Genomic DNA, 12,751 nt, shown 5'->3' with positions numbered 1-12,751 from the left:
ACTGATAACAGGTAACAGACAACTGATAACAGATTAAACATTTAGTAAAAAAACATACCCGGGAAACCGGTAAGCACAAAAAGATATGGCATACTCAGAAAAAGTAATCGATCACTACACCCATCCACGTAATGTTGGAACCCTGGACAAAAGCAGCACAGCTGTTGGTACAGGTTTGGTAGGTGCCCCTGAATGTGGCGACGTGATGCGTCTGCAAATTCAGGTAGATGAAAACCACGTAATTACAGATGCTAAATTCAAAACTTTTGGTTGCGGATCAGCTATCGCATCTTCATCACTGGCTACAGAATGGTTAAAAGGTAAAAGCATTGATGATGCTATGAAGATTGATAACATGGATATCGTTGAAGAATTAGCCCTTCCTCCGGTAAAAATCCACTGCTCCGTTTTAGCAGAAGATGCGATCAAAGCAGCGATAAACGATTACCGTGTAAAAAATGGAATGGAAGCATTAGAGCTGCCTAAATCGCATCACTAATAATTTCCCTGCTGAATACAGCAAAATTTTATATAACACTCAAAATGGTAACAGTTACAGATAAAGCGAAAAGCAAGGTTGAACAGCTCATGAATGAAAATGGACTGGATAATACCTATTTTCTTCGCGTCTCTGTTCAGGGAGGTGGTTGTTCAGGTCTGTCCTACAAAATGGACTTCGATAATGAAGAAAAACCCGGCGATCAGTTCTTTGAGGACAAAGGAATCCGCATGGCACTTGACATGAAATCATTTCTTTATCTGGCAGGAACAGAACTGGACTTTTCAGACGGACTCAATGGCAAGGGATTTAATTTTCATAACCCAAATGCTTCCCGCACTTGCGGATGTGGCGAAAGTTTCTCTGTCTGATGGTATAAAAAAATATTTATTACTGAAAACAAAATGCAACAAGGGGCTCTATTCAGGGCCTTTTGTTTTTTTAGCACTATTCTGTTATACTTGTTGATTATATCAATTCATATTCTCAAAAGATGAATCCAATAACAGAATCTACAACTATTCCTGACCTTTTGCGTGATGTGGTTACTCATATTCATGATGAAAACACTACGTTTTTACTTCATAAGGTTAAAGAAAACTGGGTTGAAGTAAGCTATAAGCAGGTTTTGGATACAGCCGATGCCTTATCAGCCTATTTCCTTGAAATGGGCATAAAAAAAGGCGACAGGCTTGCACTTATTATTGAGAATTCTGTGGACTGGGTTTTATATGATCAGGGTTTACAGCAGATCGGTGCGGTCAATGTATCCATCTATCCAACCCTTTCAGAAACAGAAATAGAATATATATTAAATGATTCGGGCGCAAGAGCTATTCTGGTAGGCAATCATTTTCTCTTCCGTAAGATTCTGAAAATTGCCAATAACTGCTCTGATATACAGCGAATTATACCAGTTTTTGACGATTATGAAAAATACACCAAAGATAAATCACTGAATGCCGGAGTGATCAGCTTTAAAGATCTGATTCAGGAAGGAAAACACGTTCTTGATAAATTCAGATCAGAAATAGCAATCGCAAGAGAAGCTATATTACCATCAGATCTTACTTCACTTATCTATACATCAGGTACAACAGGAACCCCAAAGGGTGTGATGCTTACCCACTCAAACTTTGTACAAAACGTAAAGGTTTGTCTGGAACAAATTCCTGTTATTGATAAAAATGACCTTTTCTTATCCTTCCTTCCATTGTCACATGTTTTTGAACGTACCGCAACTTATCATGTATGCAGTGCAGTTGGAAGTAAGATCGCGTTTGCTCAAAGTCTGGAACTGCTCGCCAAAAATATGGCGGAAGTTAAACCTAGTGTCATGAGCTGTGTCCCAAGATTACTGGAGCGTATCCATGACAAAGCCATGAAAACCGGAACCTCAGCAGGAGGAATAAAAGCAAAAATATTCCTCTGGGCCATAGCAACCGGCAAAGAATACCGTGAAGTAAAGGAAACAGGTAAAACTCCGGGTATATTCTTAAGCATCAGCAAAGCCATCGCTGAAAAGCTGGTATTCAGCAAGATCAAGGAAAAGACTGGCGGCCGACTAAAATTCATGATCTCCGGAGGAGCCGCATTACCCAAAAATGTGGGTGAATTCTTTGGCAATCTGGGAATAAAGATCCTTGAAGGATTCGGATTGACGGAAACATCCCCTGTAATGGCGGTAACGGAGTATCACCGTCAGGTTTATGGAACTGTGGGGCGTATCATTCCGGGAATTGAGGTAGCCATTCAGGATGTGGAAAGTAAGGAATTGATTACAGTTCAAACCCATAATTCATTCAACGAAAATTTCGAATGCGCAGAAGGAGAAATTATTGTCAGAGGACATTGCGTAATGAAAGGCTACTGGAATAAACCGCAGGAAACTGCAGAAGTAATTGATAAAGACGGATGGTTCCATACAGGTGATGTAGGCAGGTATTTCAAGGGAAATCTGCAGATCACTGACCGTATCAAAAATATGCTTGTTAATGCCTATGGAAAGAACATCTACCCTACTCCGGTAGAAAACACCTACCTGAAGAGCTCTAAAATTGAACAGATCTTCCTGATTGGCGACAAACGTGAATATGTCACTGCAATTATTATCCCATCCAGAGAAGTACTTCAGGAAACATTCCACCTAAATGAAGAATATTTTCAGGAAAAGGACTCCTTTATCCGCGATCAGAAAATACTCGACTGGCTCAATGAAGATATCCGGAAGTACTCCAATGAACTTGCTAAATTTGAACGAATGAAATCATTTCTTGTAAAACGTAATCCGTTCAGTATTGAAGAAGGCGAAATCACCCCTACGATGAAAGCCAAGCGAAAGGTAATTGAGAGAAAATACGCCGGGGATATCGATGAGATGTATATGCATGCGGTTGAGAATGATTGAAACTCAATGAAATTAAACTCATCGCTATCAACAGATAAGTCATCACAGAGCAAACGCATCATAAATTAATCAATTTTTCCGGATACTGATTATCCCATCTTGTTTAAGCCTTTTCCATTTTAGTCCTACTTTAGCAGTCTTTTCATTTTTGAGTAGATTTAATACTATTTTCAATGTAAGCTTCCCTGAAATTAAAACATTGAGTAATTAAACAAAGTGTTAAATTTCAAATGTCGAATATGCAGAAGCAACAATTCGCAGAAACACAAATTACCACATCCATCAAAAAGCATGAAGGTGCTCGTCAGGAATTGGATGTGTACCGAGTCTACGTTATCAATAAAACCACGCTTTACAACTGCATAAAAAGTGAATTTAGTGAGTGATGCTTTGGTATATGGACAACGAATTGGAAAGGGTTTTAACTAATTTACAAATTGATTCACTTGTCAATTTTCCCTGGCCAGAGTCGATTTGAAATGCTAAAATATTTGATTAAATTGATTTAATGAAAGCAATCTTATCGGGTATTTTTCTTCTTCAACTTCTCTGCGGTTCAATAAATGCTCAACAAACATCTTTAGATACTTTATCTAATCGTTATGATATACGAAACTCAGTAACACCGGAAAAGGTTCACCTTCATTTGGACAAACCTTACTACGCAGCCGGCCAGTCTATCTGGTTTAAAGTATATGTAGTTGATATGGCAAATCAACCGTCGATGCTCAGTAAAATAATATATGTGGATTTGGTAGACAATGAAAGGCGTGTCCATAAATCCCTAAAATTGCCGCTCGCTGCCGGACTGGCATCAGGAGATTTCGCTCTGCCGGATACTTTAAGTGGAGGTAAGTATAGGATTCGCGCTTATACGCAATGGATGCGAAATTATGGTGAGGAAAGCTTTTATGATCATCCTTTTGTTATAGTTAATTCCTGGAAGGCTCAGAAACCGAAAGAAGTTGCCAATCGTGCTTCGGGAAAATTAGCTTTAAAGTTCTTTCCTGAAGGGGGTAATCTGATTGAAGGATTGAGATCACGAGTTGCCTTTAAAGCTATTGGGTCTGATGGCTTGGGAGTAGATGTTACCGGCTATGTAATTGATAACTTGGGCAGTAAAGTAGCCACACTTAAAACAGAACATGCGGGTATGGGCTCCTTTTTGATAACTCCCCTTGCAGGAAATAATTACAGAGTTATTATAGACTCAACTCTAAGTGATCCGTTTACTCTTCCAAATGCAGTCAAAGACGGATATATTATGAACGTAACTGGTAACGGGACACACAGCCTTCTGGTGCGTGTAACAGCCAGTCCATCAATGGTGGGACATGAAAAGGAATTTAAGTTGATTATGACCGCTTTTGACGAGTCAACTTTACAATCAACATTCAAAATGACCAGGCAATTTGCCGATATTAATTTACCGGTCACAGCTGTGCCTGCCGGAATCGCACGCTTAACCTTATTCGATGAGAAAGATCTCCCTGCTGCAGAGCGTCTAGTTTTCATCAGGCCGGATGATCATCTTAAACTTAAATTAGAGACTGAAAAGCCTGTCTATAAGCCAAGAGAAAGGGTTAAAATGACATTGAAGGCTTCAACTGAAAATGATGCAGTTGTAACAGGAAGTTTTTCTATTTCAGTAACTGACATGGACCGAATAATAGTGAATGAGGTCAATGAAAGTACGATACTTTCAGAATTGCTTTTAAAATCTGAACTGAAAGGGTTCATCGAGAAACCCAACTATTATTTTACCAGCACAGTCGAAAGCACAGTAAGGCAACGACATTTAGATAACCTGATGCTTACTCAGGGCTGGCGTCGATTTACCTGGCAGAAAGAAGATCAAAGAATAAAGTATTATCCTGAGAATGGTATTTCAATATCGGGAAGACTTCTACGAGGTGGAAATATTGTCACTGGTGGTAAGGTTACAGTGTTTACACCCGACGCTGGTATACTTATGGACACACTTACTAACGAGCAAGGCCGGTTTATGTTTGACAGGCTGGCTTTCGCTGATAGTATGCGATTTGTAATTCAAGGTCGAAGGGAAAGGTCAAAAGCAAATATAACGATCGAGCTTGACCAGGTACACCATCAGCCTGTAACGATTGATAATTTCCAGCCAGATCTGGAAGCTAAGGAAAGTGAAATCATAAATAGCAAGCTGAAAGGGTTAAAAGAAGAACTATTGGAGCTCCTGAATCAGGGATTGATAAATCCTACCCATATATTGGATGAAGTTGCAGTAAAAGCAGTTAAAGATCCTAAAAAACTTGAAAACTCCAGTAAACTGGGTAATACACCAGCTGATTATGTATTCATGAATGATCAGTTATCCGACAATAATTTAGCTTTTGCATTAAAGGGTAAAGTTTTGGGTCTAGACTATGATATCAACCCAAGAACAGGTGTAGTTACTGCAAAATTATCCCGGAATAACCTAATGAGCGGAGCCCGGAATATGGAGATTTTTGTGGATGGGCTGCATATAGGTGATAACTTCAGTGAATTAAATATGGCGGATATTGCGTACGTAGAAGTTATAAAGGGTCTGGGAGCGAATTCAGCTATTTATGGCGACAAAGGCTTCGGCGGGGTGGTGGTGGTGACTACAAAGGGACATGCCGGAATGCCAAATACCATTCAAACGCTGTCGGAAGGCATTATAAAATATGTTCCGAAAGGTTATAGCCTGAGTCGTGAATTTTATTCGCCGGATTACAGCGTTGCAGGAACAAAAGAACACAAAGATGATTTTCGAAGCACCATCTTTTGGCATCCGGACGTGTTTATTGATGAAGGAAGGGAATCCCACATTGAATTTTTCACTGCCGACACTCCCGGAACATACCGTGTTGTTGTAGAGGGTCTGGACTACAGAGGAAGGCTTGGAAGAAGCAGTCTAACCTTTGTGGTTAGATAGTAAAATTACCATCTGATCCGCTGAAATGTAAACGCCATCTTACTTGCAAACACTAAACTGCTTATGGTTGGTACAGATATTGGTTTAACATAGATCATGTCGGTGTAATGAACTTTCAGAAAAGCTTACATAGGATTAAGCGCACCAAGTATTTGATAAGATATGCTGCCTGTCTTCTGTTTTCAGGGATTGGAGTTCATTGATCTGTTTTACCAATTCCTGATCAAGTTCCTGATCAAAAAGACCGGTAAAATACTCTATTAAAACGCCTGCGAGCAGCCATTTCAATAGACGGTATGACTTCTTCAGACTCAGAAAGACCTATTAACGAGCTTGAATCCCCACATTGAAACCAGTTCACTCAGGTCATCACTGTAACACCTGAAATTCCCGATAAAAAACATATTTTTGCAGAAATTTTTTCTACATGAGTATTGGATTATCTGAACTGGAGATCATGCGCCGTGAGGCCCTGTCGGAACTGCGTAAACTGGGAATAGACCCTTATCCCCCTGAAGCTTTTGAAGTAAATGTAAATGCAGAGGATATAAAGAACAATTACGAGCGCGATAAAACATCCTATAAGAACATCCGGTTTGCTGGAAGAATCATGAGCCGCAGGATTATGGGCAGCGCTTCTTTTGCTGAACTGCAGGACTCAACTGGTCGTATTCAGGCTTATATCAACCGTGATGAAATTTGTCCCGGGGAAGACAAAACCCTTTATAATACCGTATTCAAAAAGCTGCTTGACATTGGCGATTTTGTTGGGGTCAGCGGATATGTTTTTACTACAAAAACCGGCGAGATCTCTATCCATGTCAGTGAAATGAAAATTCTTTCAAAGTCACTTAAACCGCTGCCCGTGGTAAAACGTGATGATGAAGGAAATATCTACGATGGCTTTACTGATCCTGAAATGAGATACCGCCAGCGTTATGTTGATCTGACAGTAAATCCGGAGTACAAGCATATTTTTATGAAGCGCTCCAAAGTGATAAACACCATGCGTTCCTATTTTGATGATCAGGGATGGATGGAAGTTGAAACGCCTATCCTTCAGCCAATTCATGGTGGAGCAGCTGCAAGACCGTTCAAAACCCATCACAATACATTGGATATGCCGCTTTACCTGCGCATTGCCAATGAGTTATATCTTAAACGACTGATCGTTGCAGGCTTCGACGGAGTTTATGAGTTTGGTAAAATGTTCCGTAATGAAGGAATGGACCGCACTCATAACCCTGAATTTACGTCAATGGAAATCTATGTGGCTTATAAGGATTATATCTGGATGATGGCTATGGTGGAAGAGTGCCTTGAAAAAGTAGCAGTAGCAATTCATGGTAAATCTACTGTAAAAGTAGGTGAGCACCTGATTGAATTTGCCGGTCCGTACGAGAAACTATCGATGTACGATTCCATTAAGAAATATACCGGAATTGATGTATCATCGATGGATGAAGGTACCCTTAAAAAAACCTGTAAGGACCTTAATATAGAGATCGATGATTCTATGGGAAGAGGTAAACTGATTGATGAGATCTTTAGCGAAAAAGTTGAAGAACATCTGATCCAGCCTACCTACATTACCGATTATCCGATTGAAATGACACCTCTAGCTAAAAAACACCGCTCGCAGGAAGGTTTGGTAGAACGTTTTGAGTTATTTGTAATGGGCAAGGAAATTGCAAATGCTTATACAGAGCTAAACGATCCTATCGACCAGCGGGAACGCTTTGAGGAGCAATTATTGCTTGCCGGACGAGGAGATGAAGAAGCAATGGCAATGGACGATGATTTCCTGAGAGCCCTTGAATATGGAATGCCCCCTACTTCAGGATTGGGAATTGGAATTGATCGTTTGGTAATGTTAATGACTGATCAGAGTACCATCCAGGAAGTATTATTCTTTCCTCAAATGCGCCCTGAAAAGAAAGCAAAAATTGCTTCTGCCGAAGATTTTACCGCTATTGGCATACCTGCAGAATGGGTACCTGTACTCAATAAAATGGGGTTCAAAACCGTTGATGAACTGAAAGCCGGTAATCCAAACAAGGTGTTTAACGATCTTGGAGGGATGAGAAAGAAAATGAAACTGGAGATTACCATGCCTTCAAAAGAGGCGGTAATGGAATGGTTTAATTGATACAAATCTAACAATTTGATAAAGGCCGCTTTACATACAGCAGAGCGGCCTTTCGTATTTTTGTGTATAAAATTATACACAATGAAAAATTCAATTCTTGAAATTACCGATCAGGAATACCTGATCAAATTAAAAAAGGATGATTTTAATTTATCACTCCTCCGTCAGATCCTGAAGGCTCTTGAATCAGAAGAATATTTTTTGAATCCGCGTCCGGTACTTCAAACCGAAGAGATCAGAAGCAGTTCAATTAATCGCGAACTTGCCCTGCGTTTTGATTGTCTGCAGGATAAATAATCCTTCCTTAGAAGGTTTGACGATACGATCTCTGCTGAACCGTCCTGTCAAGCTGACCCATCTGATCTTTCATCATCTTGATCTGATCAGCAAGTAATTTATTCTTATCCGCTTTCTTAGCCTCCTGTAAATACAGGGCGGCTTCTCTTTTATTTCTTTTTGCCATAGCAATACCTGCAAGACTTAACTTTGCAAGTGCAATATTATGATCCATAGTCATACCCAGACTTATAGCTCTTTTAAAGTATTTTTCAGCCTGCATTGGTGCTTTACGGGACTCGATCAGTCCGATCAATAAATTGTAATATCCATGCTGCCCTGCGAACAACTGCGTTTCATAATTTGAGATCTTGTTCAACCAAACTGCGGCTTTGTCCATATCATCCTTACGGAGATAATACTGAGCAATAAGCATATACTCATTGTAGAAATAAGTTACTGCTATCAAAATAGAGATGAATACCGAAAGTATCCCCCATCCCCAAAATCCAAAAATCATTAATGCTACTGCTGCACCCAATACTATAGCTGCAAATATCAATCTGATGTAATTAGGCATTTCTTCTTATCTTTTAAATTTGTTGCAAATATCCGTTTATTTGAGCGCTTAACCAATATCTATCTTAGAAATTATGTCTATTAAACTTGAAGAAAGCTGGAAAGCAGTACTTGAAGAAGAATTTGAAAAGGATTACATGAAAAAGTTACGGGCTTTTCTCCGGGAAAGAATAAATGCCGGACAAAGCATATATCCTCCTAACAACTTAATTTTCAACGCATTTACACATACCCCGTTTGATAAAGTAAAGGTTGTAATTCTTGGACAGGACCCTTATCATGGAACTAATCAGGCCCACGGCCTTTCCTTTTCTGTTCAAAAGGGCATTCCAATTCCCCCTTCTTTACAGAATATATTTAAGGAATTGCAAAATGAATATCCTGACTTTCAAATACCCGGGCATGGAGACCTTAGTCAGTGGGCTGATCAGGGAGTTCTTTTACTCAATGCGACTTTAACAGTAGAGGCTTCAAAGCCGGGTTCACATCAGAACCAGGGCTGGGAGGAATTCACTAACCGGGTTATTCAAATTTTATCTGAGAAGAGAGAAAACATTGTATTCCTCTTATGGGGGAAATATGCCTCTGCTAAATCAACAATGATAGATCAAACCAGACACACTGTTTTAATTGCTCCTCATCCATCTCCATTTTCTGCACACAGTGGATTCTTCGGATGCAATCACTTCAGAAAAACCAATGAGATCCTGAAGAAAAATGGAATGGAGGAGATTGAATGGAAGATAAAATAAGGATTTATCGTTAAATTAATATTCAAGAGGCACCGCCGGTTCCTTCTTATTGGTAGACATGATCATCATCGTCTGAAAAGTTTTAACTACACTGATCTTACTGATTTTATCCATGATCAAACGCTCATATGCTTTAATGTCCTTCACATAAGCTTTCAGAAGAAAATCGCACTGACCGGTAACATGATGACATTCAGTTATTTCTTTGATAGCTTCAATCTCTTCAAGAAATACTTGTATGGTATTATTCTTGTGAAAATCAAGCTGAATCTGAATAAAAGTCTTAATTCCAAGACCAAGCAATTCTTCATCAACCAGAGCATGATAACTCTTGATATACTTAGACTGTTCAAGTTTTCTTACACGCTCTAAAGTAGGTGCAGGAGACAGACCAACTTCATGTGAAAGCTGCAAATTGGTGATCCTGCCGTTTTCCTGAAGAATTTTTAAAATTCTGAGATCAATTTTGTCCAGTTCTATTGCCATAGTTAGAACAAAAGTAAATTATAAATAGCAATAGCCAAATTTTATTCCTAAAAAGCCCCTTAAAATTTGCAAATATTTTTATTTCAAATTTTAGATTAATCTAAATAAATAATTAGATTTGCTTAACAAACTCATATGCACTCATTTACAGAAGAAAATTATCTGAAGGCTATCTATCATCTGAGTGATGGCAACAGCAAAGCAGTTAGCACGAATCAGATTGCAGAAATGACCAGTACCAAAGCCGCATCTGTGACAGATATGCTTAAAAAACTGGCGGACAAAAAACTAATCAATTACATAAAATATCAGGGTGTTACTTTAAATGAGAGTGGAATCCGTGCAGCAGTTAACATCATCAGAAAGCATCGTTTGTGGGAAGTTTTCCTGGTTGAGAAGCTGGGTTTCAAATGGGATGAGGTACATGATATAGCTGAAGAACTGGAACATATCAATTCTGAACATCTTATCAATCGTCTGGATGATTTTTTAGGCAATCCGGCAACAGACCCCCATGGCGATCCAATTCCCGATCGTTCAGGAACCATTCAGCATAAAAAATTGGTTAAAATTTCTGAAATGAAGCAAAACGACAGCGGAACGATATCTGGTGTTAGTGAACATTCATCTGTATTTCTCAAGCTTCTTGAAAAACTGGGACTAACACTTGGCACAAAAATTACCGTCACCGAATTAATCGAGTTTGACGGATCAATCATGTTATCTGCACAGACAAAAGAACTGACGATAAGTCGTGAAGTAGCAAAAAATATACTGGTTATTTTATGAGCAAACACGATGAATCTTTAGGGGAAGTACACAGTTCAGTAATTACATCCGGAAAAACCGGATGGAGAAAACTGCTGGCATTTGCCGGTCCGGCATATCTGATCAGTGTAGGTTATATGGATCCGGGGAACTGGGCGACCGATATCGCCGGTGGAAGCCAGTTTGGATACACGCTGATCTGGGTCTTACTGATGTCAAATCTGATGGCTTTATTACTGCAGTCGCTGAGTGCCCGTTTAGGGATTGTCAGAGGACTTGATCTGGCTCAGGCATCGCGTAACACTTATCCTCGCTATATCAATTTCCCGCTGTACGTTCTTGCTCAGATTGCAATTGTGGCCTGCGATCTGGCAGAGATCATCGGAATGGCTATTGGATTGAATCTGCTTTTCGGCCTGCCATTAATATGGGGGATTTCAATTACCATTCTTGACACTTTCCTTCTGCTTTTCCTGCTGAATAAAGGAATGAGAATGATGGAAGTATTCATTGTATCGATGGTTTTTATCGTGGGAATCTCCTTCCTGACCGAAATGTTTATTGTGAAACCTGCAATTGAAGAAGTTATTAGCGGTTTTGCCCCTTCCATACTTTCAGGAAAAGCACTTTATATAGCTATTGGTATAATAGGTGCAACTGTGATGCCACATAATCTGTATCTCCATTCATCACTCGTTCAAACCAGAAAAATTGAACGGAGCAGCAAGGGGATCAGGGATTCATTAAAGTACAATCTTATCGATACAGCGGTTGCATTGAATCTGGCTTTTTTCGTTAATGCTGCAATTTTAATCCTGGCAGCCACTGCATTCTACAAAAACGGTCTGTACGAAGTTGCAGCGATTCAGGATGCACATAAATTACTCGAAAACATCTTCGGCTCAGTAGCACCCGCCTTATTTGCAATTGCATTAATTGCATCTGGACAAAGCTCTACTATTACCGGAACACTTGCAGGTCAGATCGTAATGGAAGGGCATTTAAATCTGAGAATTCAGCCCTGGATCAGGAGATTAATTACGCGTTTACTTGCAATCATTCCTGCCTTCTTTACAATTATTTACTTTGGCGAAGAGGCCCTGGGTGGATTACTGGTATTAAGCCAGGTAGCCCTTAGCTTACAACTTGGATTTGCAGTAATCCCGCTGATTCATTTTAATTCAGACCGCAGCAAAATGGGAGAATATACAATCAAACCCTGGGTAAAGGTTCTGGCATGGGTTTGTGCATTCATTATTGTCAGTTTGAATGTTAAGCTTGTTGTTGAAGAGATCAACCTTTGGATACATAGCACCACTGTCGGTATCATGTGGATATACTTTCTGGTAATTCCCTTTGCAATTGGAATTGGCTTATTGCTTCTTTATGTATTCCTTAAGCCACTTTTGAGCAAACATGAAGCCGGTTTATCAAATGTTCCGCATGGCAATGCATTAGAACTGGGAGAAGTGGAACATATTGAATACAAATCAATAGGAATCACAGTTGACTTTTCCAAAAATGACAGAAATACTATTCGCCATGCCTTAATTCAGGGTGGTAAGGATGCTGAATATTATTTAATCCATATCGTAGAAACTGCAGGTGCACGATTTCATGGAGATAAGGTACTTGATCACGAAACCCAAAGCGATCATGACAATATGATAAAGTACAAATTGAATCTGGAAAAACTGGGATTCAGAGTTGAGACCTCTATAGGATATGGCGCACCGGCAAAAGCAATATCTAACCTTGTAAAAAAGAGAGACCTTGATCTCCTTGTTATGGGTGCTCATGGACATTCAGGCATTAGTGACCTGATTTTCGGAACCACAGTAGATAAGGTCAGACACCATCTGAACATACCAATACTGATTATTAAATAAGATAAAAA

Annotated in this window: 11 protein-coding genes; 9 read left to right on the top strand and 2 right to left on the bottom strand. The window is 39.5% G+C overall.

Annotated elements, in window-relative coordinates; translation table 11 throughout:
- Positions 1-85 precede the first annotated feature (85 nt).
- From iscU to P2W72_RS08500, 6 genes are all read left to right on the top strand, one after another.
- Positions 86-499, top strand: coding sequence for a Fe-S cluster assembly scaffold IscU (gene iscU, locus P2W72_RS08525; protein WP_276360870.1), 414 nt, complete (start codon positions 86-88; stop codon positions 497-499).
- A 44-nt stretch (positions 500-543) separates the two neighbouring features.
- Positions 544-870 carry an iron-sulfur cluster assembly accessory protein gene (locus P2W72_RS08520; protein WP_276360867.1) on the top strand — a complete coding sequence of 109 codons (327 nt, stop codon included), beginning with the start codon at positions 544-546 and terminating at the stop codon, positions 868-870.
- 122 nt (positions 871-992) lie between these two features.
- Positions 993-2,906 carry a long-chain fatty acid--CoA ligase gene (locus P2W72_RS08515; RefSeq protein ID WP_276360864.1) on the top strand — a complete coding sequence of 638 codons (1,914 nt, stop codon included), beginning with the start codon at positions 993-995 and terminating at the stop codon, positions 2,904-2,906.
- A 508-nt stretch (positions 2,907-3,414) separates the two neighbouring features.
- Complete coding sequence (locus tag P2W72_RS08510; RefSeq protein ID WP_276360861.1) at positions 3,415-5,844, top strand: MG2 domain-containing protein; 2,430 nt, start codon at positions 3,415-3,417, stop codon at positions 5,842-5,844.
- Between the two features lie 427 nt (positions 5,845-6,271).
- Positions 6,272-7,993, top strand: coding sequence for a lysine--tRNA ligase (lysS, locus tag P2W72_RS08505; RefSeq protein WP_276360859.1), 1,722 nt, complete (start codon positions 6,272-6,274; stop codon positions 7,991-7,993).
- An 81-nt stretch (positions 7,994-8,074) separates the two neighbouring features.
- Positions 8,075-8,290: a hypothetical protein gene (locus P2W72_RS08500; RefSeq protein ID WP_276360856.1), complete on the top strand. Its 216-nt coding sequence runs from the start codon at positions 8,075-8,077 to the stop codon at positions 8,288-8,290.
- A gap of 7 nt (positions 8,291-8,297) precedes the next feature.
- Here the strand turns inward: P2W72_RS08500 and P2W72_RS08495 are convergent, their stop codons facing one another.
- Positions 8,298-8,849 carry a DUF2892 domain-containing protein gene (locus tag P2W72_RS08495; protein WP_276360853.1) on the bottom strand — a complete coding sequence of 184 codons (552 nt, stop codon included), beginning with the start codon at positions 8,847-8,849 and terminating at the stop codon, positions 8,298-8,300.
- 73 nt (positions 8,850-8,922) lie between these two features.
- Here P2W72_RS08495 and ung point away from each other — a divergent pair, with 73 nt between their 5' ends.
- Positions 8,923-9,600 (top strand): uracil-DNA glycosylase, encoded by a 678-nt coding sequence (gene ung, locus P2W72_RS08490; protein ID WP_276360851.1) that lies wholly within the window; start codon positions 8,923-8,925, stop codon positions 9,598-9,600.
- A 15-nt stretch (positions 9,601-9,615) separates the two neighbouring features.
- Here the strand turns inward: ung and P2W72_RS08485 are convergent, their stop codons facing one another.
- A complete protein-coding gene (locus tag P2W72_RS08485) occupies positions 9,616-10,086 on the bottom strand; it encodes an Lrp/AsnC family transcriptional regulator (protein ID WP_276360847.1) in 471 nt (156 codons plus the stop codon).
- Positions 10,087-10,221: 135 nt separating this feature from the next.
- Between P2W72_RS08485 and P2W72_RS08480 the strand changes: the two genes are divergently transcribed.
- Positions 10,222-10,875, top strand: coding sequence for a metal-dependent transcriptional regulator (locus P2W72_RS08480; RefSeq protein ID WP_276360843.1), 654 nt, complete (start codon positions 10,222-10,224; stop codon positions 10,873-10,875).
- Entirely contained in the window at positions 10,872-12,743 is a 1,872-nt protein-coding gene (locus tag P2W72_RS08475) for an Nramp family divalent metal transporter (RefSeq protein WP_276360841.1), read from the top strand. Before P2W72_RS08480 ends, P2W72_RS08475 begins: the two co-directional genes overlap by 4 nt.
- The last annotated feature ends 8 nt before the right edge of the window (positions 12,744-12,751 follow it).

Origin of the sequence: Daejeonella sp. H1SJ63, assembly GCF_029360775.1 — a bacterium.
Classification (GTDB): domain Bacteria; phylum Bacteroidota; class Bacteroidia; order Sphingobacteriales; family Sphingobacteriaceae; genus Daejeonella.
Note: the sequence above shows the minus strand (reverse complement) of the source record. Positions and strands in the feature narration are given on the sequence as shown.

Coding starts and splice junctions, on each gene's coding strand:
- iscU (WP_276360870.1), top strand. CDS start 86: ATGGCATACTCAGAAAAAGTAATCGATCACTACACCCATCCACGTAAT.
- P2W72_RS08520 (WP_276360867.1), top strand. CDS start 544: ATGGTAACAGTTACAGATAAAGCGAAAAGCAAGGTTGAACAGCTCATG.
- P2W72_RS08515 (WP_276360864.1), top strand. CDS start 993: ATGAATCCAATAACAGAATCTACAACTATTCCTGACCTTTTGCGTGAT.
- P2W72_RS08510 (WP_276360861.1), top strand. CDS start 3,415: ATGAAAGCAATCTTATCGGGTATTTTTCTTCTTCAACTTCTCTGCGGT.
- lysS (WP_276360859.1), top strand. CDS start 6,272: ATGAGTATTGGATTATCTGAACTGGAGATCATGCGCCGTGAGGCCCTG.
- P2W72_RS08500 (WP_276360856.1), top strand. CDS start 8,075: ATGAAAAATTCAATTCTTGAAATTACCGATCAGGAATACCTGATCAAA.
- P2W72_RS08495 (WP_276360853.1), bottom strand. CDS start 8,849: ATGCCTAATTACATCAGATTGATATTTGCAGCTATAGTATTGGGTGCA.
- ung (WP_276360851.1), top strand. CDS start 8,923: ATGTCTATTAAACTTGAAGAAAGCTGGAAAGCAGTACTTGAAGAAGAA.
- P2W72_RS08485 (WP_276360847.1), bottom strand. CDS start 10,086: ATGGCAATAGAACTGGACAAAATTGATCTCAGAATTTTAAAAATTCTT.
- P2W72_RS08480 (WP_276360843.1), top strand. CDS start 10,222: ATGCACTCATTTACAGAAGAAAATTATCTGAAGGCTATCTATCATCTG.
- P2W72_RS08475 (WP_276360841.1), top strand. CDS start 10,872: ATGAGCAAACACGATGAATCTTTAGGGGAAGTACACAGTTCAGTAATT.